The 25184-nt window shown below is 65.7% G+C and carries 22 protein-coding genes; 9 read left to right on the forward strand and 13 right to left on the reverse strand.

The genetic code is table 11. The annotated features are described in order from the left end of the window. Positions 1 to 329 precede the first annotated feature (329 nt). Together V9L18_RS20380 and V9L18_RS20385 are read right to left on the reverse strand one after the other, a co-directional pair. Positions 330 to 1445, reverse strand: a complete 1116-nt coding sequence (locus tag V9L18_RS20380) for an asparaginase (RefSeq protein ID WP_337348972.1) — start codon at positions 1443 to 1445, stop codon at positions 330 to 332. A gap of 35 nt (positions 1446 to 1480) precedes the next feature. After that, complete coding sequence (locus V9L18_RS20385) at positions 1481 to 2239, reverse strand: FadR/GntR family transcriptional regulator (protein ID WP_376047567.1); 759 nt, start codon at positions 2237 to 2239, stop codon at positions 1481 to 1483. Between the two features lie 173 nt (positions 2240 to 2412). On the opposite strand from V9L18_RS20385, the gene V9L18_RS20390 reads away from it, so the two are divergent. Both V9L18_RS20390 and V9L18_RS20395 read left to right on the forward strand, forming a co-directional pair. After that, entirely contained in the window at positions 2413 to 2679 is a 267-nt protein-coding gene (locus V9L18_RS20390; RefSeq protein ID WP_337348973.1) for a type II toxin-antitoxin system Y4mF family antitoxin, read from the forward strand. Next, positions 2676 to 3920 (forward strand): type II toxin-antitoxin system HipA family toxin, encoded by a 1245-nt coding sequence (locus tag V9L18_RS20395; RefSeq protein ID WP_337348974.1) that lies wholly within the window; start codon positions 2676 to 2678, stop codon positions 3918 to 3920. Before V9L18_RS20390 ends, V9L18_RS20395 begins: the two co-directional genes overlap by 4 nt. A gap of 21 nt (positions 3921 to 3941) precedes the next feature. Here V9L18_RS20395 and V9L18_RS20400 read toward each other — a convergent pair whose 3' ends face one another. Both V9L18_RS20400 and V9L18_RS20405 read right to left on the reverse strand, forming a co-directional pair. Next, a complete protein-coding gene (locus tag V9L18_RS20400) occupies positions 3942 to 4874 on the reverse strand; it encodes a hypothetical protein (RefSeq protein WP_337348975.1) in 933 nt (310 codons plus the stop codon). Positions 4875 to 4939: 65 nt separating this feature from the next. Then, complete coding sequence (locus tag V9L18_RS20405) at positions 4940 to 5557, reverse strand: uracil-DNA glycosylase (protein WP_337348976.1); 618 nt, start codon at positions 5555 to 5557, stop codon at positions 4940 to 4942. 183 nt (positions 5558 to 5740) lie between these two features. Between V9L18_RS20405 and V9L18_RS20410 the strand changes: the two genes are divergently transcribed. Next, entirely contained in the window at positions 5741 to 6244 is a 504-nt protein-coding gene (locus V9L18_RS20410; protein ID WP_337348977.1) for a hypothetical protein, read from the forward strand. Here the strand turns inward: V9L18_RS20410 and V9L18_RS20415 are convergent. The 6 genes from V9L18_RS20415 to V9L18_RS20440 form a co-directional block, all read right to left on the reverse strand. Then, positions 6241 to 7704, reverse strand: a complete 1464-nt coding sequence (locus V9L18_RS20415) for an amidohydrolase (protein ID WP_337348978.1) — start codon at positions 7702 to 7704, stop codon at positions 6241 to 6243. The genes V9L18_RS20410 and V9L18_RS20415 overlap by 4 nt on opposite strands. 543 nt (positions 7705 to 8247) lie before the next feature. Continuing rightward, positions 8248 to 8634, reverse strand: coding sequence for an RNA-binding S4 domain-containing protein (locus tag V9L18_RS20420; protein ID WP_337348979.1), 387 nt, complete (start codon positions 8632 to 8634; stop codon positions 8248 to 8250). A 74-nt stretch (positions 8635 to 8708) separates the two neighbouring features. Further along, positions 8709 to 9815 carry a sulfite oxidase gene (locus V9L18_RS20425; protein ID WP_337348980.1) on the reverse strand — a complete coding sequence of 369 codons (1107 nt, stop codon included), beginning with the start codon at positions 9813 to 9815 and terminating at the stop codon, positions 8709 to 8711. A 93-nt stretch (positions 9816 to 9908) separates the two neighbouring features. After that, positions 9909 to 10913, reverse strand: coding sequence for an aldo/keto reductase family protein (locus V9L18_RS20430; protein WP_337348981.1), 1005 nt, complete (start codon positions 10911 to 10913; stop codon positions 9909 to 9911). 80 nt (positions 10914 to 10993) lie between these two features. Beyond that, complete coding sequence (locus V9L18_RS20435; RefSeq protein WP_337349002.1) at positions 10994 to 12043, reverse strand: aldo/keto reductase; 1050 nt, start codon at positions 12041 to 12043, stop codon at positions 10994 to 10996. A 211-nt stretch (positions 12044 to 12254) separates the two neighbouring features. Beyond that, the gene (locus V9L18_RS20440; protein WP_337348982.1) at positions 12255 to 13115 is read right to left on the reverse strand and encodes a hypothetical protein; all 861 of its coding nucleotides are present in this window, start codon (positions 13113 to 13115) and stop codon (positions 12255 to 12257) included. 233 nt (positions 13116 to 13348) lie between these two features. Between V9L18_RS20440 and V9L18_RS20445 the strand changes: the two genes are divergently transcribed. Further along, positions 13349 to 13750 (forward strand): YchJ family protein, encoded by a 402-nt coding sequence (locus V9L18_RS20445; protein WP_337348983.1) that lies wholly within the window; start codon positions 13349 to 13351, stop codon positions 13748 to 13750. Here V9L18_RS20445 and V9L18_RS20450 read toward each other — a convergent pair. From V9L18_RS20450 to V9L18_RS20460, 3 genes are all read right to left on the reverse strand, one after another. After that, on the reverse strand, positions 13747 to 14547 hold the full coding sequence (locus tag V9L18_RS20450; protein ID WP_337348984.1) for a hypothetical protein: 801 nt from the start codon (positions 14545 to 14547) through the stop codon (positions 13747 to 13749). The genes V9L18_RS20445 and V9L18_RS20450 overlap by 4 nt on opposite strands. Positions 14548 to 14598: 51 nt before the next feature. Further along, the gene (locus V9L18_RS20455) at positions 14599 to 16614 is read right to left on the reverse strand and encodes an acyl-CoA dehydrogenase family protein (RefSeq protein WP_337348985.1); all 2016 of its coding nucleotides are present in this window, start codon (positions 16612 to 16614) and stop codon (positions 14599 to 14601) included. 63 nt (positions 16615 to 16677) lie between these two features. After that, a complete protein-coding gene (locus V9L18_RS20460) occupies positions 16678 to 16980 on the reverse strand; it encodes a hypothetical protein (protein WP_337348986.1) in 303 nt (100 codons plus the stop codon). 262 nt (positions 16981 to 17242) lie between these two features. On the opposite strand from V9L18_RS20460, the gene V9L18_RS20465 reads away from it, so the two are divergent. From V9L18_RS20465 to V9L18_RS20485, 5 genes are all read left to right on the forward strand, one after another. Beyond that, positions 17243 to 18700, forward strand: coding sequence for a DUF3375 family protein (locus V9L18_RS20465; protein ID WP_337348987.1), 1458 nt, complete (start codon positions 17243 to 17245; stop codon positions 18698 to 18700). A 2-nt stretch (positions 18701 to 18702) separates the two neighbouring features. Next, positions 18703 to 19560 carry a DUF4194 domain-containing protein gene (locus tag V9L18_RS20470; RefSeq protein WP_337348988.1) on the forward strand — a complete coding sequence of 286 codons (858 nt, stop codon included), beginning with the start codon at positions 18703 to 18705 and terminating at the stop codon, positions 19558 to 19560. Beyond that, the gene (locus V9L18_RS20475; RefSeq protein ID WP_337348989.1) at positions 19557 to 23018 is read left to right on the forward strand and encodes an ATP-binding protein; all 3462 of its coding nucleotides are present in this window, start codon (positions 19557 to 19559) and stop codon (positions 23016 to 23018) included. Before V9L18_RS20470 ends, V9L18_RS20475 begins: the two co-directional genes overlap by 4 nt. A 193-nt stretch (positions 23019 to 23211) precedes the next feature. Further along, complete coding sequence (locus V9L18_RS20480) at positions 23212 to 23925, forward strand: hypothetical protein (protein WP_337348990.1); 714 nt, start codon at positions 23212 to 23214, stop codon at positions 23923 to 23925. Positions 23926 to 24088: 163 nt separating this feature from the next. Further along, positions 24089 to 25180, forward strand: coding sequence for an iron-siderophore ABC transporter substrate-binding protein (locus V9L18_RS20485; protein WP_337348991.1), 1092 nt, complete (start codon positions 24089 to 24091; stop codon positions 25178 to 25180). Positions 25181 to 25184 lie beyond the last annotated feature (4 nt).

Here is a 25184-nt window from a genome sequence, read left to right on the forward strand (position 1 = left end):
GGGCTTGAGGTTCTTGTGATAACCCTTATCCTCCGCATGCAACGCCGACTCACTGGCATGCGCATGCCCGCCGTCGATGAGGTGGTCAGGGATGGGGGAATTTGTCATGGGGTGTCCTTCGGGAGAGCGGTTGGTGGGCCCACGACCGCAGGGATCCCTGGCTGAGCTTGCGGGACCAGGGGCGGTGGGGGATTACTTGCTGAGGTTGGCACTGCCCGGATGGGTGTTCAGGGCGATGGCCAGGCCGATGGATGTGTGCCACCGTGATCCGGAGATGTTCGGGGTAGGTGGTGGCAGGTCGTGCTCGGACCGGGTCAGCGGTACGGGCATCAAGGGCGGTCAGGCCGGTGGTCACCGACTTCCCGCAGGGCTTCATTGGGCGTGGACAGGAAGTCTGTGGGCTGCAGCAGGCCAACTTTGTGACCGCCGCCCAGTATTGGGGAAGTGCCGATTCCGGCCAGCGGCGCTACGTCCACTCCCAGGTAATCGAGCAGGCGGACGGTGGCGGGCATCCGTGCTCGGTCGCCGCCGTCGGAAATCTTGACACCCACGGCACGGCCATCGGGCAGGCCTACGAGCTGAATACCTTCAAAACCGTCTTTCGCCACGGATCCGGGAAGCAGCCGCATCAGATCGGTGACGTCGCGGCGTTCGCCGGCCACCATGTCCGGGTGCTGGCGCATGGCCAGTCCGACGGCGGCTTCCGCCGCAGGTGCGGCGGTTGCGGCGTCGTCGGAGGTCCTTCCGGCGGCGTTTCCGGCGGCGAGAGCTATGCGGCCGAAGGCGCGGGCCATCCCTCGAAGGGTGAGGGCGAAGAGCGGGGTGCCGCAGCCGTCCGTGCTGCGGGCAAAGGGTACCTCGCCCGTCAGCTCAGTGATGGTGGCGGCAACGAGCTGCTGGAGTGGGTGGGACGGGTCCAGGTAGCCCTTGACCGGCCAGCCGTTGATGACGCAGGTGGCAGCCATGGCGGCATGCTTGCCGGAGCAGTTTTGGGTCAGCTGGGTGGCGTGGAAACCGGATCGCAGCCAGTCCTCGCGCTCTGTGCTGCCATAGGGGAGGTCTGTGCTGTTCTCTAGGTCGCGGGTAGTGAGCCCGTGCATAGCGAGGATGCGCTGGGTGCCGCCGCGGTGAATGGCAGCGCCGGAGTGGCTCGCTGCGGACAGGGCCAGCAGGTCGGCGGGGAGGTTAAGGCCGGCGCGGACCATGGCCACGGCCTGCAGGGGCTTAAGGGAAGAGCGCGGGTAGAACGGTGCCATGGGATTTCCCGCCGTTGCCACGGTTGAGCCGTCCGGTGCCGTGGCAATAGCCGAGCCGTAATGGACGCTCTCCACCAGGCCGTCGCGGGTGGCGACCACCAGGGGAGCGTGCTGCGGAAGTGTGCCGGATGCTGCTTCGGCGGTGCCGGGGGCAGCGGTGTGGGCAGCGGGCATGGCGGGGGCTGGCATGAAGTCCTTGGGGTGGCTGGTACTTGTTAACGCGGTTATTTATTGAGGATGGAATCGAGGGCAACGCCGACGGCGCGCAGGTGTTCGGCCATCGCTGTGCTCGCGGCGTCAGCGGAGCCCGCCTCGATTGCGGCGAGGATGTGCTGGTGTTCGATGTCCGACGCGTGCTGGCGGTCGGCCACCATGTTCAGCGTTTCTGACTGGAACGCCAGGGCGCCCCGGATATCGGCGACGACGCTGGCGAACACTTTGTTGCCGCTGGCGCGGGCGATGGCTTCGTGGAAGCTGGAGTCCAGGGCAACCCATGATTCCGGGTCCGTTTCGGCGGTCATTGCTTCGACAATGTGCCGCAGGGTCTCCAGTTCTTCCTCACTCCGACGCTCGGCGGCCAATCCTGCTGCAGGGACCTCGATATGCGGACGGGCCTCGGTGAGGTCCCGGGCGGAGTACTGGCCCAGCGTGAGGTCGTTGGCTACCTTGTCGGCCACTACAAAGGTGCCTTTGCCCGTCTTGGTAACGGTCAGCCCCAGCGCGGTGCAGGAGCGCAGGGCTTCCCGGATGACTGAGCGGCTGACGCCGTACTGCTGCGAGAGCATGGCCTCCGAGCTCAGTTTGCCGCCGACCGGAACCTGCCCTGATTCGATGTCGCTCCGAATGGCGTTGAACACTGCTTCGGCAGCGCTGAGCCGGGCGAGAGGCTGGGGCAGGCGCGGGATGGCGCTGGTGCCCGGGGCCATTGGCTCCGCGGCGGACTCGGCAGGCTGTCCTGCTGTCCGGCTGTCTGACAGGTTCACGCTTAAAATATGGCACGGGTCACAAGGGGGTGTCAAGATCCGAGCGTGGCTCACCTGCGGATGTATAAACCCAGCGGCACGTTCGTGCCGATTGCGCCCTTTCCCCTGGGAAAGTATCGGCGTAGGCTCTTCCCAGGACATTGAATCGGCGCGATCGTACCTATGGGAGTGTTATGGCGGCATCGATCAGCGATCACTTGGCCAGAGAGGTCCGCTCGCGCCGTATAGGCATGCGCCTCACCCAGCAGGATCTCGCGGACATGGCAGGTGTATCAGAGCGTTTTGTCCGGTTTGTTGAACAGGGCAAGCCGAGTATTCAGCTGGATTCCCTGACCTCCCTGCTCGAAACCCTGGGGCTGGAGCTGCAACTGGCCACCAGAACCAGCCAGGCCGCCCGCGCGCTCAGCGGCACCGCCAGGGAACAAGAACCAGCGCCATGAAACACCGCATTGCCGATATCTATAAGGCCGGTGTGCTTGCCGCGAGGCTGGAACGGCACGACGGCGGCACGCGGTTCAGCTATCTGCCGGCGTACCTCGCGTCCGGGGGACCCGCCGTCGCCAGTTCCCTGCCGCTCACCAGCGTCCCCGTCCTGTCGGCGGCAGGAGCGGCGCCGCCCTATTTCACCGGGCTGCTGCCGGAGGGCCGCAGGCTCAACGCGCTCCGGCGCTCCATCAAAACAAGCGCCGACGACGACCTCTCGCTGCTCATCGCTGCCGGCGGCAATCCGGTGGGCGACGTCCAGATTGTTGGCCACGGCGAACCGCTGGACCCGGACGAGCACGCCGTCCAGCTGGATCCGAAGCTGCCGGTGGACTTCGACCAGCTGCTGGGCGACCCGGACCTGATCGACCCGGTGGCGTTGGCAGGCGTGCAGGACAAGCTCTCGGCCGGCATGATCTCGCTCCCCGTGGCCAGCGCCGGCAGGCGGTTTATCCTCAAACTCAATGCCCCGGAGTTTCCGCACGTGGTGGAAAACGAGCTGGTGATGTTCCGGTACGCCGCCAAACTGCGGCTCCCGCTCAGCCGGGTGCAACTGATCCGGGACGTAGCGGGCCGGCCGGGCCTGCTGGTGGAGCGTTTCGACCGGGTGCCCATCGCGGGCGGCGGTCCGGACGAGGTTCGGCGACTGGCTGTGGAGGACGGGGCGCAGGTGCTCAAGCTCTATCCGGCGGACAAGTACAACGTGGGCTATGGCCAGGTGTGCCAGGCGCTTGCCGACTACTGTTCGGCGCCCCTGCCCGCCCTGAGGAACCTGGCCATCCAGGGCGCGTTTGCGTGGCTCAGCGGCAACGGCGACCTCCACGCCAAGAATGTCTCGATGGTTCAGCAGCCGCACGGCGAGTGGACCATCGCCCCGGTCTACGACATCCCCTCCACCGTGGTGTACGGCGATAAAACCCTGGCGCTGACATTGGCGGGAAAGCGGAGCGGGATTTCGCGACGGCACTTCCTGGGCTGGGCCACGGCGCTGGGGCTCACGGACCGCACAGCGGTCCAGGTGGTGGAACTGGCCCTGAAAGCGTCAGGCCCGTTGATTGCAGACCTGGAGGCGGGCATCGCCTTCGCCGGTGTAGGTGGCTCGGGAAACAACGACGACGGCGGCTCGCCATTCCCCGACATGGTCACCCGGGCGTGGGTTAAGGAGTTGAAGCACCGCCGAAGGTTGCTCGAGGGCTAAGCGGGTCAGGGTGGCGCATCGTCACAGCCCGTCGTACCACCTGAGTATCCGCAGGGCGCGGAGGGTGTTCCAACGGCTGGGATTCCCGTCGCCGTCCTCCAGTTGGAAGTGGACTTTGCCCGCGTGGGTGTTTTCCAGCAGCCACTGGCCATTTGGTTGCCGCTTGGAACGGACTACCTCCACGGCTTCTTCCAGCCGTTTGTCGGGAGCGCCGCCAGCAGCCCGGAAGTAGTCCAGCCCGCGGAGCACGTCGTAGAACCAGCGCGTGGGGTAGGAGAACTGGAGCCATTGACCGTTGATTAGCTCGCCATTGCTCTTTCGCCTCAGCAGGCTTCGGGCCAGGAGGTATTCTTCGCCCCGCCGCCGTGCTTGCCGCGATCGGGAGGTCCCGCCGGTGGAACGTTCGTGCTCAAGAAGCCCCTCAAGCACGCAGATGGTGGTGTGGAAGGACGAGCGTGTGGAACCTCTCTCGGCCTCGCAGTTCCATCCGCCGTCCGAGAGCTGTTCCCGAACCAGCCGCTCCACCACCGGGTCCACGTTCTCACCGAAATAGGCGCCGAGGGCTACGACCATGCCGTTGATGCAGGGCTCCACCTCGCCATCGAAGAAAGGCTGGTTGCCTTCCTCCCAGCGGCTGTTGTCGCGGACCAGACTGATTGCCTGCCGGGCTTCAGGGCCGGCAGGGTCCAGGCCGAACCCGCGCAGCAGCAGGAGGCTGTAGGTGGTTGCTGTCCACGGCTGGCTGTCCGGGTCATCGTCCTGCGCCGGCCAGTATGTGCCGCCGTCCCATTGTCCGTCGGTGCCCTGCAGTGCAAGGAGCCGGGCGCCCCAACCGGATGTGGCAACACGGTCCCGTTCGGCGGCAACCTCCCGGGCGGGGGCATCAACGAGGTCACACAGGACCTGCCAGCGGATGGAGGGATCGGAGTCGAGCAACCAGTCGAGCACTTCCATTGGCCCAACCTACACCGCAGTGGCTCGCACCACAGGGGATCACGCCGTCGTGCGTTCCCGGCTGGCTAGAGGTGCTGGATGCCTGCGCGCTGCATGGCGTCCTTGTAGACCTCGACGCTCTTCGTGAGCAGCTCTTCCTGCTTGGCTTCAGAAACAGCAAAGGCCCGCCCGCCGAGCGCGCTGGCCTTGTAGATCTTGATGCCGCTGTTCTTCAGGGATGAGTGGTAGGTCTTCTCGAAGAGGGTCAGGAACGTGGAGGCATCGGTGCCGTGGGCGATGATGGCCGAAACACGGGAGTTGATTTTGAGGAACTGGCGGAAGGGACGCAGACCGTCGGTCTTTTCCTGGACGTTGAGCGCGGTGGGGAGATCGGGGTCGCGCACCCACGGGTAGGCGTTCCAGGGCATCACATAGCGGGGGTCAAGTTCAGCGAGTTCGTAGATCTGGGTAGCGCGGCGGGCGGCTTCGTCGTCGTTGTAATGGGAGACGAAGCCGGATTCCGTGCCTTTGCCCGGGCTGACCTGGAGGCTTACGATCCGGCATTCATCCTCGTCGTGGACGGGGTCGATATAAGGGACGATGGACCCTGGCTTCTTTTCCATCAGTTCGTCACAAAGCTGCGTCACGGCCGCGATGTTCGGTTCCTGTAGCAGGGCCTTTTTTTCGTCCCAGTCAATCGTCACGGTTTCTCCCTCAGCAGCACGGCGTCCAGAATCAGGCGTCTTAGGCCACTCTACGCTTTTGGACGTGGGGGTGCGCGGGCGGGAATTATTCTATTCCCTTGAGTTCAAGGATGGTGCCGCGTTGGGGAACAATGGAAAGGCATCCCCACACCGCGGGCCTCCCCGACTTAAGGAACCGTCGCCATGGTCAGCAGGGCATCCCTTAGGGCCGAGGGGTTCGCAGGATTCAGGGCGGTCGGCAGCCTCGAGATCATGCGGATCCCGCAGGGCACGGGAGTCTTCGCCGTGCTCCGACCGGACGGCTTCGAGCCGAGGTTCCTGAAAAAGAGCACGGCCGGCATCTTCAAAAAGAAGGACCCCTCGCTACCGGAACCTGCATTGGCTGCGGAGTGGGTTCAGGACGCCGACGTCCTCTATCTCGGCAAGGCGGGTCCCGGCAGCAAGGGAAACCGTGGACTCCGCCGGCAGATCCAGGAGTTCCTTGACTTCGGCAAGGGTAAGCCGCCGGGCCACTGGGACGGCCGGCTGGTGTGGCAGCTCGCGGCACCCGAATCGCTGGTCATCGCCTGGAAAGAGGTCCCCGCCGACCAAGTGAACAGCACCGAAGCCAGGCTCCACGCGGACTTTGTGGCGGAGTTTGGGCGGCTGCCGTTCGCGAACCTCATCCAGGCCCGGACCAGGAACTAAGCCAGGCCGCCGTCGTACGTGAAGCGGCCCGCCAGCAGCGTTGCCGCAACTGGTAGGGCGCCGAATTCCGCGTCGGACACAGCCAGCGGATCGGCGTCGAGCACCACCAGGTCCGCCAGGTCCCCCACCCGGATCCGGCTCCTGCCCCTCGCGGAGGCCGCCAGCGCCTGCCTTCTGCTGATGCATTCCTGGGGATGCCAGGGCCTGCGGCCGTCCTGCCGGGACCTGGTGGTGGCCGCCGACATCCCAGCCCACGGATCCAGCGGCGCAACCGGTGCGTCCGAACCCAGCGCCAACGTGGCCCCTGCGTCGAGGAGCGAGCTCAGCGGAAAGGCCCGCTGCGTACGGCCGCTCCAGTTGGACTCTGCGGCGTCGCGATCATCCAGTGCATGGACCGGCTGCACGCTGGCAGTAACCCGCAGGGACCCGAAGCGCGCCAGATCCTCCGCCCCGACAAACTGCGCGTGCTCAATTCGGCCACCGATCCCCGCGCGCTCAAACGCATCCAGGGCCACACGGTTGGCGGCGTCGCCGATGGCATGGACCGCCGGGACAAAACCGTACTCCCGCCCCCGCCGAAGCAGGGACAGTAACTCGCCTTCGCTGACGGTCAGCAGCCCGTAGCTGCCGTCGGGGTAAGGATCCGAACAAAAAGCCGTCCGGGTATTCAGCGAACCGTCGATGAGGACTTTCAGCGGGCCGACCCGCAGGAGCCCCCTGCCGCCGTCGAGCTCCAATCCTGTGCGCATGCCATCGTTGCGTGCCCGCTCCAGGTCCTTGGGGTAGACGCCGGCGTCTACGCGGACGGCATCGAAGCCATCAGCGATGCGCCGCAGCCAGACATCACGGTTCCAGGTCATCTCGAAATCAACGACGCCCACGATGCCCCGGGCTGCAGCTGCCTGGGCGGCATCGCGGACCCAGCCGTCCACCAGTGAATCGGGAAGTTTGCCCAGATCGCGGGTGACGGCAAAGGCAGGTTCCTCCCGGAGCAGGCCACTGGCGTCAACCTCCACCCCATATCGCCGGGCAGCAGCGCTGTTCAGCCAGACACAATGCAGGTCGTGGCTGATCAGTGCGGTGGGCTGGTTCCCTGTGGCGGCGTCGAGCATTTCCAGCGTGGGGACGTCGGGCCACAGGGCGTCGCGGAAGCCCACCCCCACGCTGGTGACCGACGGATCGGCGTGATGAACATAAAGTCCGACGGCGGCGGCGGCCTCGTGCGCGGACGCCGCGGCGGACAGGTCCAGCCTGTTTGAGTGCAGCGCCCACTGGGTCATATGGACGTGCTCGTCCCAGAGCCCCGGAATGACATAGCGCCCGTCCAGGTGGACCACGCGCGCGCCGCGCGGGATTCCGCCGCCGGCACTGACCCGGGTCACCACGCCCTCAGCGATGTGCAGGTCAGAGACGGTATCCTCGCCAGGCTGGCGGATGGAGGCCAGAATGAGTTCGGTCATGGAGCCAGCCCTATAAGTTCGCCGGCGGCGCAGGTTTCCGATTCGACTGGAACGCTGAACGCCAACTCGACCCAGGTCCGTCCGAAAATACGCACCCTCGCTCCCTGGGCGTTGCCCGACGTGACTGACCACCACCCTGGGAGCCCTCGTCGAGAACTGAGACGGGGCTGAAGCCGTTTGGTTCCAGGACAGGGTTGATGGCGTCCGTGACCTTTTGGAACTCTTCCGAGGCTCCCACTATGTCGCCGTCGCTGCGCAGTGTTGGCAGGCGAAGAGAGCATTGGCCGTCGGTCCGCTCTCCGATGGAGTAGGGATCTCCTGCGCGCCAGCCCAGCCCGGCCTTGACGCGCGGATGACCGTTGACCCTGAACGGTTTCGCAGCAGTCCCCATGATTCCCCTAGATTCGCGGCCCACCTGCGCTCGCAGCTGCATTTGTCCAACCCAAGCGCCGGGCCTGTCCCCGGCCCGCCTACCAGCCTAGCCATTCGGCTCGCATTGACCGATGGGCAGCGCTGCCCATCACCGCCGACCCGGCCGTGGGACTACGTGGCGTCGCCCCGGAGCCGCTCCATCTCGCGGCGGTCCTTCTTGGTGGGGCGCCCAGCACCACGGTCCCGCTGCGGGAGGCCAAGGGCCGGGGCAATGGGACGCGGCGGAGTGTGATCAGTGAAGCAATGGGACGCCGGCTCGGCGCCGACGCGCTTGGCGATCAGGCGCCGGACCTCTAGAATCCGTTCGTAGCCGGACATCCGGACGGTGACGGTGTCGCCTGTGACCAGGGTTGCAGATGCTTTTGCGGGACTGCCGTTCAGCCGAACGTGGCCCGCGCGGCAGGCGGCAGTGGCGGCAGAACGTGTCTTGTAGGCGCGGATCGCCCACAGCCACGCATCGATGCGGACGCTGGCGGGTGAGGAAGGAAGGATGGTCATGGCTGGCACTGAGTATACGGCGTGGATCTTGTGCGAATCTTCCCTGCTCCCGCCAGCCGTTCACGCCAGCCCGCTTAGTCGACGGTGACGTGTACCCGCTGCACCACGTTGTTGCCCATCCCCTGATAATTCCAGTTTTGCTCAAGTGGCTGGGTGGCTCCGGTGGCGTCCGTGGCCCGGCAGGCCAACTCGTGTTCGCCCGGATCAGCCACCCACGGCAGCGTCCACTTGCACCAGGCAAAGGGCCCGGCCGGCTTTTCGAGCTGGGCGGCCACCCACTTGCCGTCGATCCCCACCTCAACACCGGTCACTGCACCCTGGCCGGACCAGGCCCTGCCCTGAAGCATCACCGGCCCGTGCGTGAGCACCCGGCGGCGCGTGAAGAAATCCGGTATGCCCGGCGGAACCATCAGCGAACGGACCCTGATCCGCGAAACCGGTGTGCCGGCGTCGTCCGCGTTGTCCTGGTACCGGTACGCCGGCTGCTGCTGGAACCCAGTGAACGGGTGCGTCACCACATCGATGAACTCCAGCCACTTGACGCTGGTCATGCCGTACCAGCCCGGTACCACTAGGCGGAGGGGGTAGCCGTGCTGCGGCGGCAGGTCGGTGCCGTTCATACGGTAGGCGAGCACGACGTCGGGACGCATTGCCTCGCGGATCGGAAGGCTCCGTGCGTAGTGGTGCCGGACGCCGCCCTGGATGCCGGCGTCGGCCCCGGTGAACACCACTTCCACGGCCTCGGGCAGCACGCCGGCCTTCGCGAGCAGGTAGGCCAAGGGCACCCCGGTCCACTCCGCTGTCCCCACTCCTTCCATGATCCAGGGCTGGCTCAGCGGACGTGGCTTGAGCAGGGACCTGCCATTGCCCGCACACTCAAGCGTGACCGGAAGGGTGATGGCCGGGTCCTTCCTGAGCGCTGCCAGGCTAAGCTCCAGTGACCGCTCCACAGCACCCTTGACCTGCAGGTGCCAGGAGGCGGCCTCAAGGTCGGGGATGTCGAAATGCGTGAGGACATAGTGGAGGCCGGGTGGCGTGATGTCACGGCGCAGCGCCTCGAGCGGCATCGAATGGTTCCGCGCAGCCAACTGGAGCTCCTCGGGGGTCAACGGCCCCGACGTGGGCGCGCCGGCCTGCGGCGCGGGGCGGGCTGACTGGCGTTGCCGGTAGATCTGCTTCATGGCCGTACGATTCTGCTCGATGAGGCTGGAGGGTCCCCCTCTGACAGGTTTACGCCCGGGCGGACGGCCCAGTCAACGGCAGTTCCCGGCCGCTTAGGCTTCGCGGGCCGCGGGCGACTTGGTCTCCGCCGGATCGCGTTCGGCGAGGGATCCGATCGCGTCGTCGATGTTCTTCAGGACCTCCGGCTCGAGGACCACGCCTGCGGCGGCCACGCTGTCCGCGATCTGCTCCGGGCGGGATGCGCCCACGATGGCCGAGGCGACGTTCGGGTTCTGCAGGACCCAGGCCACCGCGAGCTGCGGCATGGAGAGACCAGCTTCCGCGGCGATCGGCTTGAGCTTCTGGACGCCGGCAAGCACGTCGTCGCGCATCCAGCGCTGGATCATCTTGGCGCCGCCCTTGTCGTCCGTGGCACGGCTGCCTTCGGGGGCAGGCTGGCCCGGAAGGTACTTTCCGCTCAGCACGCCCTGCGCCATGGGGGACCAGACGATCTGGGACACGCCCAGTTCTTCCGACGCCGGCACAACCTCTGCCTCAATGACCCGCCAGAGCATGGAGTACTGCGGCTGGTTGGAGATCAGCTGGAAGCCCAGTTCCCGGGACAATGCGTGGCCTTCGCGGAGCTGTTCGGCCGTCCACTCGCTCACGCCGATGTACAGCGCCTTGCCCTGCCGCACGATGTCCGCGAATGCCTGCATGGTCTCTTCCAGCGGCGTCTCGAAGTCGTAGCGGTGGGCCTGGTAAAGGTCAACGTAGTCCGTCTGGAGCCTTTGGAGCGAGCCGTTGATGGACTCCATGATGTGCTTGCGGGACAGGCCCAGATCGTTCTTGCCCTTGGGGCCGGTGGGGCCGTAGACCTTCGTGAAGATCTCCAGGGACTCGCGGCGCTCGCCCTTAAGCGCCTCGCCGAGGACGGTTTCCGCGGCCGTGTTGGCGTAGACGTCCGCGGTGTCGAAGGTGCTGATGCCGGCGTCGAGCGCTGCCCGCACGCACTGGGTGGCGACGTCGTTCTCTACCTGCGAGCCGTGGGTCAGCCAGTTGCCGAAGGTGATTTCCGAGACTTTGAAGCCGCTGTTTCCGAGGTATCTGAATTCCATGGTCTTCAGGCTAGCGGAGATGGCGGCTCACGGAAAGGGCTTTCCAAAAACCACGACGGCGATGCCGGCGCCTCGGCGCCTCAGCGGCGCCTGAGCTCCGCGTACTCCAGAGACGGGACGATCGCGCCGGCATCGCGTTCCACGAAGTTGGTTCCCGGAGGCACCAACTCGTCGATCGCGTCCAGCACGGATTCGCCCAGCAGGGTGTCTGCTGCCTTGAGGTAGGCGTGAAGGTGCTCCTCGGTCCGTGGGCCGATGATCACGCTGCTGATGGCCGGGTGGTTCAGCGCAAAGCCGATGGCCAGTTCCACCACGGAGATCTCCAGCTTGTCCGCGAGCCGCGCCAGCGCATCCGACGCCAGCAACTTCCGTTCACTGGCAGGCCCGGAAATGTCGTAGCGGCCCGGCAGGGAATGCACCCGTGCCGGGGGTTTGCCGGCATCCAGCACGAAGTCCCCGGAGAGCCAGCCCCCGGCCAGTGGTCCGTACGCAAGCACGCCGAGCCCGTACTGCTGGGAGATGGGGAGTACGTCGCGCTCGTTGCCGCGCACCAGCATGGAATAGGGCACCTGGTTGCCCACCGGCGGGATGAGGTGGTTGGTGGTGGCAAGCCACTGTGCCTCCACCAACTGTGCAGGCGTGAACACCGAGGTGCCGTAGTAAAGGATCTTGCCTTGCCGGATGAGGTCGTTCAGGGCGGTGATGGTCTCCAACACGTCGGTGTTGTAGTCCGGCCGATGCGCCTGGTACAGGTCGATCCGGTCCGTCTGGAGCCGTCGGAGGCTGCCCTCCACGGCCTGCATGATCCAGCGCCGGGAATTCCCCGAGTGCGCGGGGTTGGCGCTCATCTGGCCGTGGAACTTGGTGGCGAGGAAGACGTCGTCGCGCCGGCCGCGGAGTGCACGGCCCACCACCTGTTCGGACTCTCCCTGGGAGTAGACGTCGGCGGTGTCTACCGCAGTGATGCCAGCGTCCAGGGCGGCCTGGATGATACGGATGCTTTCGTCTGCTCCGGTGGGCGGGCCGCCAGGTACGCCGCCAGGTCCCTCGCCAAAGTTCATGGTGCCCAGCGTGAGCGGGCTGATCGGCGTGCCGGACCGCCCGAACACACGAAGTTCGCTGAGGCTCATCCCCTGCTCCTCACGGTCGATTTCCCACGGCGGATTGCTGTGGATCGTCACGACGCTACACAAATTCCGCGCCGTGCCGCGGGAAAGCGCCATACAGCTTCGCTTTTCGTAGCACGGGGTAACGCGGCCGGCGGTGATGACGGTTTGTGAAGACCGCGCTGAGGTCGGGGCCCGTCAGAATGCCTTCGGCGGGCGTGGCGCCCGGCCTCCCTCAACGCCGGTCGGCGGGCAGCTTGCCTTTAATGACCTTGGCGTGGGCGGAGAGTGACACGAGGGAGCCGGTATCCAAAGGGGAAAGTGGCGGAGCGGCGGAGGGCTTCTTGAAGGACCGCGGTACATCCCGCGCCGGGTGGTCCTGGTGCAGTGCCGACTCCACCAGCGGAGCCACGGCCACTACTTTCTCTGCGGGCACTCCGGGATCCGGCAGGTCCCGGACGGAGACCTTGATTTGCGGTGCGGCGGCGCGTGCGCGCGCAAGGGCCCGGGCATCGGCTTCCGCGACGGCCGCGGCCCAGTCTTCTGCAAGCACCGGCGGTACACGGCGTGCGGCCGTGAGCAGCGGGTGGTGTTCGACGGCGTGTTGGAACCGCGGCTTGAATTCGGACGGTTTCAGGGCAGTGCGGGCGTCGCGCAGCACCTTGCGCCAGTCGCGCGGCGCCCTCAGGGTGGCGACGGCGGCACTCCCGTGGGTGCGTGCGGCCGACACGGCAGCGCCGGTCGTCGTCCGCGTCTTCGTCTGCAGGGCAGCGGCTTTGGCGCGAAGCACCCCGGCGCTCGCCGTTTTCGCGGGGGAAGTGGCGGCAGCGCCGTCGTCGTGACCTGGCATTGCCGCATCCGCGGCCGAAGCCGATGATGCCGTCCCCGATGCCCCGGTCAGGCGCACGAGCGGCAAGGTTTCATGCCGGGGAAGCTTGCCTAAGAGGACCATGACCGTCAGGGCAATCAGCCGGCCGACCCCCGCCAGGACAAGGGTGGCTACCACCAGGAGGAAGAGGCCAAGAAACATCAGGAATGCGAGGCCGAGCGTGCCAAAAAAGGTCAGGTTCAGAGCGAGCGTCGTTGAATCTCCCACGTCACCTCTCCTATCTGCCAGCAGCGGAGTCCGTGCCGGCACTCATCACCACGGGCAACAGCCCCTCCACTACCTTACGGACTATTTGAGGCCCGTCGCGCCGCAGGAAGGGGTGCGTCCGGTGTTGTTTCAAACCTGTTACCGGATATGACAAGACCGCAGCCGCCTATAGTCGGAAGGAGACCCCAAAAGCCCTGTGGACTGCGGGCCCGGACCAGCCTGACAGGAGCATCATGCCCGAGAATCCAGCCGCCGCACGACGTTGTTTCTGCTTGTCGGGTGAGGCGTACGCGCAGTGCTGCGGGCGGTTCCATACCGGCCAGTCCGAGGCCGCCACCGCCGAGCAGTTGATGCGGTCCCGGTACAGCGCGTTTGTCCTGCTCGACGCCGCCTACCTCATGCGGACCTGGCATCCTGACACCGCGCCGTCGGAGCTGGAACTGGACCCCGCCATGGAATGGCGCCGGCTCGATATCGTCTCCACGAGCCAGGGCGGACCGCTGGACACGGCGGGGACCGTGGAGTTCAAAGCCCATTTCCGGCACGACGGCGTACGCGGAGTCCACCACGAAACCAGCCGTTTCGTGCGCGAGAACCGCCGCTGGTACTACGTAGATGCTGTGCTCCTTGCCTAGCCCTCGCTGTACGTTTCGTCCGGGGTGAAGCCTGCCCTGTCCACCTTGCGGTGGAAATGCATGCCCGCCAAGCCGCCCAGGACGGCACCAACGAGCGCCACCAAAGCCACCACCACGGCGGCAATGATGCTGGTGATAGTCAGTTCGCCTTCGTTGATGGGGATCCGCGGGAAGGTGTTCAGGTTGGCCAGGACGTTGAACTGCTGTCCGGCAACCAGGCCAAGGATAGCGATGACGACGGCGGCAATAAGGGCCCAGATCCACACCATGAAACCCTGTTTGGCGCCGTTGAACCGTGCCATCCGGCCTGCCACGTACCCGCCGGAATAGTACGAAGCGAACAGGATCACCAGCAGGACGATGATGCCCACCAGCCCCACAGTGCCGTTGGTTGCCACCTGGTTGACCGCCTCGTTGACGTCTGTGTTGTTGGCCAGTCCCACGGCGGTGCCCGCTGCTGCCACGAACGCGGTGAGCAGCACAGCCATGCCCATGGCGGCCAGCCAGCCGAAGAACGCGGAGCCCACCTTGATTCCGCCGAACTTTTCCTTTTCCCGTGCGACGGCGGTCTGCCGGTCGGTGACGTTCGGGTCCGCCACGCTCGGGTAGGCCGCGGTGGTGTCGGCTGCGTCAGTGTCCGCTACGTATGCGCGCTCGCCGTACGTTGGCGGCGTCTGTTGATAGGCCTGCGTAGGCTGCCCGCCGGCGAAGGTTTCATCACGAGCAGTCTCATTCCGTAGATTCTCGTTCCGGGCACGCCGCGGAAGACTGTCCTCTGGGTTCGTTTGGTTGCTCATGGCTCAACTCAACCACCGCTGACCTGCGATAACAAGGGTGCTTATTAGTTGCTAGCGGTATCGGCGGTGCTGGTTTTCCTTCGTAGAGGCCCCGGGAGTAGCGTCCGCGATCCATGGCCCGGTGCCCTCGGACTGATCAAAGACACCGGCCTCAAGCCACGTGTAGTCCCCGGCCAGGACCTTGCGCGAGAGGTGGTGGTCGCCGTCGTCGGTGTTGCGCCAGAGCTGGTCGAAATACTCCTCGACGCGGACCCGGGCCTGCTCGCAGTACGCCTCAGCAAGCTCATAGGCACTGGCTGCACGTTCAGGCGCGGTGTGGAGCATCATCTCGGCCCGTGAACAGCATGCTGCCATGGCGTAAAGCTCCGCACCGATATCAACAATTCGGCCCAGGAAGGCCTGCTTGTGCTCGAGCCTGGCCTGCCAGCGGCCCATACCGTAGAAGGTCTGCCGGGCCAGCTTGCGCGAAGACCGCTCCACAAAGCGCAACTGCTTGGCGAGCCGTCCGAACTCGCTGTAGGAGCGTGGGTCCATTCCCGCGCCCGCCACCAGCTTCGGCAGCCACCGGGCATAGAAGCCGGAAGCTCCGACGGCGGCCTTCGCCTTGTCCTGCAGGCTTGCGTCCAGCGATGCGAGGTCGCCGGCAGCCGCCAGGTGGGCGTCCACGGCTTCCCGGGCGATCAGGAGTTTCATGATCTCCGATGAGCCCTCGAAAATCCGGTTGATCCGGAGGTCGCGCAGTTGCTGCTCGGCTGGAACCGCGCGTTCGCCGCGGGCTTCCAGTGACTCTGCCGTCTCGAAGCCCCGGCCACCGCGGATCTGCACGAGTTCATCGGCAATCCGATAACTGATCTCCGTGGACCACAACTTGGCCAGGGCGGCTTCGATCCTGACGTCCTTCTGCCCGGCGTCGGCGAGTTCGGCCGATAGTTCAAAGACTGCGTCCAAGGCAAAAGCAGTGGCTGCGATGAAGGCGATCTTCTTACCCACGGCTTCATGCTTTCCCACCGGCTGGCCCCACTGGGTGCGTGCATTGGACCACTCGCGGGCAATCTTCAGGCTCCAGCGGCCCGACGCGACGCACAGGGCCGGAATGGAGAGCCGGCCGGTGTTCAGCGTGGTCAGCGCGATCTTCAGTCCCTGGCCTTCACGTCCCAGGCGGTTGGCCGCGGGAACCCGCACCTGATGGAACCGTGTCACTCCGTTTTCGATGCCGCGCAGCCCCATGAAGCTGTTGCGGTTCTCCACGGTGATGCCGGGGGAGTCCATTTCCACCACAAAGGCGCTGATGCCGCCCTTGTGCTTGGTGCCGTCTGCGTCGGTGTGGGCCGGCACCAGGGCCATCACCACCACCAGCTCGGCGATCACGCCGTTGGTAGTCCAAAGCTTCACGCCGTCCAGGATGTAAGACTCGCCGTCGTCCGTGGGAACTGCCGTGCTGCCCATTCGGGCGGGATCGCTGCCCACGTCCGGTTCCGTCAACAGGAAGGCGGTAATGGCCCCGGCGGCGCAGCGCGGCAGGTATTCCCGTTTCTGTTCCGGGGTTCCGAACACCTTTACGGGTTCGGGGACGCCGATGGACTGATGGGCGGACAGGAGGGCCCCGATGCTGGGGTGCACGCTGCCCAGCAGGGCCAGGGCGCGGCCGTAGTAAACCAAGGACAACCCCAAGCCGCCGTATTCCTGCGGGATCTTCATGCCAAAGGCCCCGAGGTCCGCCAGTCCCTTGAGGTATTCGTCCGGAATCCTGTCTTCGCGTTCGATCACGCGGCCGGACATCGTGCGGGCGTAGGCCTCGAGGCGTGCCATGAAGGCTTCGCCGCGTTCAACGTCGTCCTCCTTGGCGGTTGGCCAGGGGTGGACCAGGCTGAGGTCGAAGTTGCCCAGGTACAGTCCCTTGGCGAAGCTTGGCCGATCCCAGTCCGTCTGGCGGGCTGCCTCGGTTATTGCACGGGCGTCCGCCGCGGTTGCTTCGGATCCGATGTTGCTCGCGGCAACGGGAACATCCGCGTCCGGGGCGTCGGAGGCAAAAGCGCTGGCGGCGGGACTGTCAGTGGCGGAGCTCATGGGGTATCTCCTCTGCCCGGGATGGCCGGTTCAAGCCATGGATCCGCCGGGTTGGAGAACCCTTTAGCTGTCTCTCAATATTACCCGCGGGTAGCTTCCGGTGCTAGGGGATGGCTGGCCCGGGAAGTCCCCGGGAATCTCCACTGCCGACGCATGGTGCACCAGCCTGTCCCAGCCGTTATTGATGCCATGGACCACGGCCAGCAGCGTGGTGGAGGCGAGGAACCAGCCGAGTTTGCCGATGCCGACCAGGACCAGGGCCAGGAACCCTGCCGCCAGGACGAAGGCTGCCAGGACCAGGGCAATCACCAGCGTTCCGGTGAACACCATGGTGGCCGTTTCCACTGCACTTAGGTCGAACTGCATTCTTCCCCCTGCTGCGCCATTGCTTCGGTTGGATCAGTAGCACTGAGCGTAGGGGCTTTGGGGCGAGTCCAACCAGACCCGCCCCGCCAGCAACAACGGGTTGATATGGGATCGCAATGCTACCGGGAGGTAGGTCACGGAGCGGTCGCGGAACGGTTGCCGTTAGGGGTAGGAAGGCTCTGCGTTAACCTTGTAGTTGGCAGTTTTCGTCTTTCGTCGATTCTCGCTGCCCAACCATCCCCCATCAGCTGAAGGAGAGTGCGTGCCCCGCTCCGCCAGGTCATCCGCTGACGCGATCAGTGCCCGGCTCAGGGACCTCGAACTCCTCACCCAGGGACCCGCCTGGGCACTCACGCGCTCCGCGCCCTGGGTGATCGCCGTGCTCCAGGCGTCCTTTACCCGCACCCGCCCGCAGGTTCAGCTCGAAGAGTTCCATGCCGACGTCGACTCCTTCCTTGAGCAGTTGCGGCGCGAGGAGCCGGCGCTGGGCGGTGCCGCCGGGGCGCCGTCGGGAAAAAAATACGCAGACGAATGGACCCGGAAGCACTTCCTGACCCGCCGCAACCAATCGGGGCAGATCGTCTACGAGGTCACCGAGCCGGCCGCCCGTGTGCTCGCATTCCTGGACAGCCTCTCCAGCGAGCGGTCCACGCTGAACGGTTCCAGGCTGGGCACGCTCCTGGGCGACGTGGAAAAGCTGGCCAACGAGACCAACCCGGACCAGAGCGCCCGGCTGGAATCCCTGGAGGAAGAGATCGGTGAGCGCCAGCAACTGATCCAGGACATCAGCTCCGGCGATTTCGATGGCCTGCTGGACGACGACGAAGCCGTGGAGGCCGCCGGTAACATCCTGGACCTGGCCGCGAGCCTGCCCGCCGACTACAAGAAGATGCGTGACCGGATCGAGGAGCTCGTGGGCGAGCTCCGCAACCAGATCATCGAGGAGTCGCTCAGCAAAGGTGCCACGATGGCCCAGGTGCTTGAGGCCGATAAGCGGCTCCGGCAAAGCCCCGAAGGCAGGACGTTCCGCTCCTTCACCGCATTCCTGGAGGACCCGCAGCAGCAGCTGCGTTTCCGTTCGGCAATCGGCGAGGTGCTCAGCCGGCAGTTCGCCGACGACCTCTCGGCGGAGGACCGCGAAACGCTTAAGAACCTCGTGGCCGAGCTCCGCCACCAGCACAGCCAGATCCAGCGGATCTACGGCAAGCTCAGCGAAAGCCTGAACACGTACGTCCAGAGTGATGACTTCCGCCAATCCGTCCGGCTCCGGAAGGTGCTGCGCGAGGCCGAGCAGGCTATCCGGTCCCTGCCCTATGAACGTGAACGGCCAGGCCTGGTCCGCGGTCCGGTGCTGTTCAATGCGGGGTTCGAATCGCTGGCCATGGTCAAGCTCTATGATCCGGACGAGTTTGCCGTTCCGCCCAAGCTCGCGGACCCCATCGCGTTCAGCGACTCCGACCGCGTGCGCTCGCCGAGGACGGGCAAGGCCCGGCCCGAGGCCATCAAGGCAGCTGCCGCCGGTGCCGCCACGCTGGCCGAGGCCTGGGCCCAGCTGCCGCCCGAGGAGCAGCACATCAACTCCATCCGGGCGCTCCTCTCGCACGCCCTCCAGGAAGGTGCGGCCTTTGACCGTGACGCCTGGGACGGCCTCGACTACGAACAGATAGACGGCACCACCCGCAAGGCATACCTGCCGGTGGTTACCCTCAAGAAGGATTGACGATGACTGAAGAAACCACGACGGCGGCACCTTCCGTTGCGGAGGAAGCCACCCTTGCCGAGGCCCCGCCGCACGCAGAGCGACCTTTCTCCGTCACACCCAGGGACACGTTTGTGGACGGTGCGGCCCTGTTCCCCGGCGACACCGGCGTGCTGTCGATGAAGGTGCGCCAGGCCCTGGTGAAGCTGCTCAAGGGCCCGTATGTCGACGGCGGACGGGACGAAAAACTGTGGACCACCCTGCTGGATCACCAGCTCATCCTGCGCAGCCGCCTCTCGGAACTCTTCCTCACCCTGCAGCTGGACCACGAACGCAAGATCGCCGTCCTGCGCCCGGTGGACCCGGAGGCCATCGGCGGCAGCACACGCTCCAGCATCCTGCGCCAGCAACGTGCCTTGAGCCGGGTGGAAACCATTGTGCTGCTCCGCCTGCGGCTGCTGCTGGACCGCCACGTCACGGCCCAGACGGACCCCACCATCACGCGCGAAGAAATTGCAGACCTCGTGGCCCACTACCAGCCAGCCGGGCAGCAGGACGCATTGAGGGATTCGGACGTGGTCACCCGCGCCATCACCAAACTCCTGGCCCGTCAACTGCTCCTCACCACCGGCCTGGACGACGTCTACACAATCTCCAACGCACTCCCGCTTGCCCTGCCCTTCGAAAACATCGGCGATATTCCGGCCCAAATCGAAGCCCTGGTAGCAGCCACAGCAGACCCGACGGGTACCGAAGCGCTGATAGAGCTCGACGGTGACGCGGGTGCGGAGGACGGTGGGGACGACGACGCCGATGCCGGAGGGGCGGGGGCGGCAGCACCGTCGTCGTACTCGGCCACGACCACGGAGGAGGCCAAGTGAGCATCGCATCCATGCTGCCGATGGGCGAGCTCACGAATCCGGGCCAGATGCGCCTTGCCTTGGTGCAGGTGGTCAACTGGGGCACGTTCCATGGGGCGCACACGATGCACGTGGACCGCAACGGAACCCTGCTGACGGGTAACTCCGGCGTAGGTAAGTCCACGCTGTTTGATGCCATGCTGCGCGTCTTTGATGCCCGGCCGCGCTCCAATGAGGCGGCGGCCCAGCGTGCCGGCGGTGCGGTGGAGGACAAGAGGACCACGTTCACGTACATGCGCGGCAAGGTGGGTGACAAGGCCGTGGGCGAAGGCTCCGCCAGTGCCTTCCAGCGGCCGGGTGCCACGTGGTCCGCCGTCGCCCTGACGTTCGATAACGCGGCTGGTACGCGCGTCACGGTGTCGGCGCTGTTCGACCTGCCCAAGAATGGCACGGAGTCCAGTGTGGGGCGCTTTTACCTGATCGACAGCAAGCCGCTGGACTTGCCGGCCATCGAGGACATCGCGGAGAAACGCTTCACCAAGGCCTCGCTGGAGACCGTCTTCCCGGACGCGCAGATCTTCGACGTCCACAAGGCATTCGCCGAGCGTTTCCGCCGGCTCCTGGGCATTAGTTCGGACCAGGCCCTGCCACTGCTCCGCGTGATCCAGGCGGGCAAAGGCCTTGGCGGAAGCGTGAACACGTTTTTCCGCGACCAGGTCCTGGACGCCCCGGCAACCCTTGCCGCGGCGGATGACGTGGTGGAGGAATTCAGCAACCTGATGTCCATCCGGCAGCGGCTGGAGGATGTACGGCAGCAGCGGGACCAGCTGGCCCCGGTACCCGGACTGAACAAGGAGTATGCGCAGTCGCTGCTGGACGCCAACCGGCTCCGTGAGCTGTCAGGCGAGGAGTTCGAAGCCTATAGGCAGCAGCTCTCGGTCACGGTCCACCAGAAGACGCTGGCCCGGTTCAAGGACCTGGCCCAGGTCAAGGCCAAGGAACTGGGCGCGGAACGTTCTGTCCGCGACGGGCTGGCCAAGGAACTGCGCGAGCTTGAGGCCGACTACAACAACCAGGGCGGCAACGCGATCTCCGCGATCGAGCAGTCACTGGAAAACGCCCGCGTTGGCCTCCGGCTCCGCGAGCAGGTGGAGGAAGCGGCCCGCAAGGCACTGTCCGACGCCGGCCTGCAGCTTGAGTGGACGGCCAAGGGCTGGGAGCAGGCCCACGAGCAGGCGGCCGCCCGCTCTGCCGAGCTCAAGGATGACTCCCAGGCGCTGCAGGAACTCCGCTTCGAGGCATTCGACGGCCACGCCACGAAAAAACGCGAGCTGGCCGCAGCCCAACAGGAGCTGGTGTCGCTGAAGACGCGCAAGTCCCTGCTGCCGCCGTCGAGCATTGAAAACCGGGCGGCGATCGCCGCAGCTACCGGCATTCCCGAAGACCGGATGCCGTTTGCAGGCGAACTGATCGACCTCGCCGAAGGGGAGGAGCAGTGGCGGCCGGCCGCCGAGCGGGCACTCCGGAACCTCGCCACCACGCTCCTGGTTCCCGGCGAATACTTCGCCGCAGTGACCCGCTACTTGAATGACCACAAGGTGCGCGGCGCCCTGCGCGCCGTGGACGTGTCCAAGCCGCTCGCCGGCGGCGCGCTTGCCGTTGAGGACGTGCGCGGCGGCGACCTGCTCACCAAGCTGGACATCCTCGCCAGCGGCGCGGTGGCGGACGCCGGCGAGTGGATCCGGGAGCGGATCGCGCTCGATTTCGCCTATCCGTGCGTCGAGGACGCCGACAGTCTGGCCACCCTGGACAAGGGCCTGAGCCTGGGCGGCGTGGTCAAGCGCAACCGGCACACGGTGGAAAAAGATGACCGTTTCACTGGGCGCCAGGACTACGTCCTCGGGTTCGATAACGCCGCCAAGCTGGAACTCGTGGCCGCCCAGGTGGAGGACCTGCAACAGGAGCTGGCCAAGGCGGCCGAACTGGCGCAGAGCCGAGAAGAGTCGCACCAGGGCATGAGCCGGCAGCTCGATGCCCTGAGGTTGATTGCGGAGGACCACCGCCCCTGGGAACAGGTATCGGCTGCAGTCGCCGCAGAGGAACTCACCAGGATAGAACAGCGGCTTAAGGACGCCCTCGCAGCACAGGCGGATCTGGAACCGCTGCGCGCCAACATCGAAGCGGCGCGGCAGAAACACCAGGCCAGCACTGAAGCTGCGGCTGTCCTGCAAAGCGAATACAAGGCACTCGACCGGCAGCTGAGCGCCGCCGATTCACTGCTGGAAGCCGCGCGGGCCCGCCTGGAGCAGGCGCCGCCGTCGGACGCTACCGTCACAGCGCTGGAGCCGTACTTCACGGACTTCGGCGACATCACCGAAATGCATGAACTGGACAACCTCGCCAACCGCGTCCGGACTGCGCTGTTGGGAGAGTTGCACGCCGCCGAGACGCGCGGGCAGGCAACCTCCGAGCGGCTGACCCGGATCTTCGAAGGCTTCGTCCGTGAGTGGGGGACCGCAATCTCTGCGGACCACGGCACCTCAATCGGCGCAGCGGGGGAGTTCGAATCGCGCTACCACGCCATCGTCAGTGACGGCCTTCCCGCGCAGGAGACTGAGTTCCGGCAGTTCTTCAACCAGCGCACACACGAGTCCTTCAGCACGCTGCTGCACCTGCTGGATGAGGAACGGCGTTCCATTACCAGCCGCATCCTGCCGCTCAACGGCATTCTGTCCGAGGTCAACTTCCATGAAGGCAGCTTCTTGGAACTGGACATCAAGCAGACCCTGCCTGCCACGGCCAAGCAGTTCAAGGACGCTATCCAGAACGCCCTGAAGGCCCGGCACACGCGTCCGGCCCGCCCGGGTCCAGGCGCGGAAAATGGAGCGGACGACGCCGAGCTCACTGCCCGCTACAAGACCCTGGAAACACTAGTGAAGAGACTGGGCTCGCAGAGCCCCGAGGACCGGCGCTGGCGTGCCGAGGTGCTGGACGTTCGCGGCCACCTGTTTATCCAATGCAAGGAGCACCGGGAGGTGGCAGACGGGGCTTCGGGCAAAACGGGCGGCAAGCGGACCGATGTCTACATGCACGCCGACACCGGCTCCATGTCCGGCGGTGAGCGGCAGCGCTTTACGGCGTTCATCATGGCTGCGGCCTTGAGCTACCAGCTAGGCATTGCGGAGCAGGGGTTCACTACCTACGGCACGGTGATGATGGACGAGGCGTTTGTGCTGGCGTCGGAGGAGTTCGCTGGCGCGGGCATCAAGGCGCTGCACGAATTCGGATTCCAGCTGCTGCTGGCGGCGCCGGAGAACGTGATCGACCTGTCGCGGCACCTGGGCTCCGTGACGGAGATCCTGCGGGACAAGCGCACCAACCGTTCCGGCGTGCTGACCGCTCCGGTGATCCGGCCAAGGCCCGGTGCTGAGGGTCAATGGCGGTCGGAGGCCAACCCGGTGGACATCGTTTTGCGCTAATCGTGACCCCGTACGGGTTTTTATAACAAATCGATGGATTTATAGCTGGAAGTCTGGTGAAGGGCCGGAGCTGCGTGCCAAGGTTATGGGCACCATCACAACTCGCCCCCACGCTCCGCCAAGGGTGATCGCGGAATGCTGGGTCCGCCTTACACCTGTCGAGCCTGCCGGCGTCTTCACGAAAGGCACCATCATGCGCCCTGCATTTCGCGCACCGTTCACCGCGGCCCTGGCATTCACAGCCGCACTCACCCTTACCGGCTGCATGGCAAGTGCCTCACCAGGCGGCGCCGGAACGCCGGCAGCCGGGAGCGCGGCCACGACGTCCGCGAGCACGGCTCCAAACCCCAGCAGCACAGCAAGTCCTACAACGGAGGGCGGGCAGCCAGCATCGTCCGCCCCGGCGCCGGCGGCCCTGGTGACGTATACGTTCCCGGACGGAATCTCCTTCAAGCACCCAGCGGACTGGCGCGTGGAGCTCTTCAAGGCGGCGGGCTCGCCGTTCGTGGGGACGGCCACGGTTTACGACGCCGGCGGCGCCAAGCAGGCCACCGTCTACACCGGGCAGATCGCCGACGGTGTGACCAGTCCCGTGACCAGGACTGTGTTCGAGTCCGCGCCTGTTCCCGGGCTGCAGGGGCAACCTGCTCCCACGGCCCACTACTCGTTCTACGTTGACAACGTCAACGACATTGCGAAGTACCGGATGCACCTCACGGCCGGGGTGCCTCTTTCCGGCGCGGAGATGGCCCTGGATGGGATCATCCGTGTCGGCGACCGCGTGCTGGTTGCCGACGTCGAGTTCGTCGACAAGCCCTTCGCCAGCGACGATGCCGCCAAGGCCTGGCTCGCCAGCGCGGAAGGCCAAGCCCTCAAGGCGCTGCTGCTGAGTATGTCCCAAAGCTAAGCCGCCGCTTTCCCGGAGCGCTCCTTCACGCTGTGTGGGGGCGTTTCCGCTGAGCGGCTGTGTGCTTCGTCACGTCGGCGAATTAAGTTACGCAAACCTTGCGTAATGCAGAGGAGGGTAGGCTAGCCTTACTTAGGTTCGCTTCATTCACCTAAGGAGTTCCGTGACTTCCCCCCTCTTTTCCGGCCCCAGTGCCACGCGCCGCACGCTGTTCAAGTCAGCCGGCAAGGCAACGGCCGTCCTCGCCGCAGCGGCACTCACCCTCTCCGCCTGCTCCACCGGACCCGCGTCCTCCACATCGGACGCCAGCACCTCCAGCTCCAGCAGCTCGCAGTTCCCGGTCACCATCAAGCACGTCTTCGGTGAGACCACCATCAAGGAACAGCCCAAGCGCGTTGTTACGGTCTCCTGGGTCAACGACGACGTTGCCATTGCCCTTGGAGTTGTCCCGGTAGGCGTCCCCAAGAACGAATGGGGCGGCAACGAGCAAGGTTCCACGCCGTGGAAGGATGCAGCCCTGGAGGAACTCGGTGCGGGCTTCGGTTCGGACAAGGCTCCGGTCCAGTTCTCCGAGGCAGACGGCGTCAACTTCACCGAGATCGCCAAGCTCACCCCGGACGTCATCCTGGCCGCCTACTCGGGCCTGACCGAAGAGGACTACAAGAAGCTCACCGAGATCGCCCCAGTGGTGGCCCACCCTGAGATTGCGTACGGAACGTCATGGCAGGATTCCACTTCCATCATTGGCAAGGCCTTGGGCAAGGAAGCCGAAGCCACCAAACTCATCTCCGACACCGAGGCCACCATCAAGGAAAAGGTCTCCAAGTACCCGCAGCTCGAAGGCAAGAGCTTCATCTACGGCAACCTGGAGCCCGCATCGGCTGAGGGCGTCAACGTCTACACCGCCAACGACAACCGCCCCCGCTTCCTGAGCGAGATTGGCATGAAGCTGGCCTCCGTTGTCGAGGAGAACTCGAAGGGCTCCAAGGAATTCTTCATCCCGTGGTCCGCAGAGAAGGCCAACGAGCTCGAATCCGACATCTTCGTCACCTGGGTCCCGGACGCCGCCACCACCGATTCCATCAAGTCCGACCCACTGCTCGGCCAGATCCCGGCCATCCAGAAGGGCGCACTGGTTGCCGATTCGGACAACACCCTGACGCTCTCCATCTCGGCTTCCTCCCCGCTGAGCCTGCCGTGGTCCCTGGACACGTTCCTGCCGCAGTTGGCCACTGCAGCGGACGCAGTGAAGTAAGCAC

The organism is Pseudarthrobacter sp. CCNWLW217, assembly GCF_037203985.1.
GTDB lineage: Bacteria > Actinomycetota > Actinomycetes > Actinomycetales > Micrococcaceae > Arthrobacter.

Coding starts and splice junctions, on each gene's coding strand:
- V9L18_RS20380 (WP_337348972.1), bottom strand. CDS start 1,445: ATGCCAGCCCCCGCCATGCCCGCTGCCCACACCGCTGCCCCCGGCACC.
- V9L18_RS20390 (WP_337348973.1), top strand. CDS start 2,413: ATGGCGGCATCGATCAGCGATCACTTGGCCAGAGAGGTCCGCTCGCGC.
- V9L18_RS20395 (WP_337348974.1), top strand. CDS start 2,676: ATGAAACACCGCATTGCCGATATCTATAAGGCCGGTGTGCTTGCCGCG.
- V9L18_RS20400 (WP_337348975.1), bottom strand. CDS start 4,874: ATGGAAGTGCTCGACTGGTTGCTCGACTCCGATCCCTCCATCCGCTGG.
- V9L18_RS20410 (WP_337348977.1), top strand. CDS start 5,741: ATGGTCAGCAGGGCATCCCTTAGGGCCGAGGGGTTCGCAGGATTCAGG.
- V9L18_RS20415 (WP_337348978.1), bottom strand. CDS start 7,704: ATGACCGAACTCATTCTGGCCTCCATCCGCCAGCCTGGCGAGGATACC.
- V9L18_RS20420 (WP_337348979.1), bottom strand. CDS start 8,634: ATGACCATCCTTCCTTCCTCACCCGCCAGCGTCCGCATCGATGCGTGG.
- V9L18_RS20425 (WP_337348980.1), bottom strand. CDS start 9,815: ATGAAGCAGATCTACCGGCAACGCCAGTCAGCCCGCCCCGCGCCGCAG.
- V9L18_RS20430 (WP_337348981.1), bottom strand. CDS start 10,913: ATGGAATTCAGATACCTCGGAAACAGCGGCTTCAAAGTCTCGGAAATC.
- V9L18_RS20435 (WP_337349002.1), bottom strand. CDS start 12,043: ATGAGCCTCAGCGAACTTCGTGTGTTCGGGCGGTCCGGCACGCCGATC.
- V9L18_RS20445 (WP_337348983.1), top strand. CDS start 13,349: ATGCCCGAGAATCCAGCCGCCGCACGACGTTGTTTCTGCTTGTCGGGT.
- V9L18_RS20450 (WP_337348984.1), bottom strand. CDS start 14,547: ATGAGCAACCAAACGAACCCAGAGGACAGTCTTCCGCGGCGTGCCCGG.
- V9L18_RS20455 (WP_337348985.1), bottom strand. CDS start 16,614: ATGAGCTCCGCCACTGACAGTCCCGCCGCCAGCGCTTTTGCCTCCGAC.
- V9L18_RS20460 (WP_337348986.1), bottom strand. CDS start 16,980: ATGCAGTTCGACCTAAGTGCAGTGGAAACGGCCACCATGGTGTTCACC.
- V9L18_RS20470 (WP_337348988.1), top strand. CDS start 18,703: ATGACTGAAGAAACCACGACGGCGGCACCTTCCGTTGCGGAGGAAGCC.
- V9L18_RS20480 (WP_337348990.1), top strand. CDS start 23,212: ATGCGCCCTGCATTTCGCGCACCGTTCACCGCGGCCCTGGCATTCACA.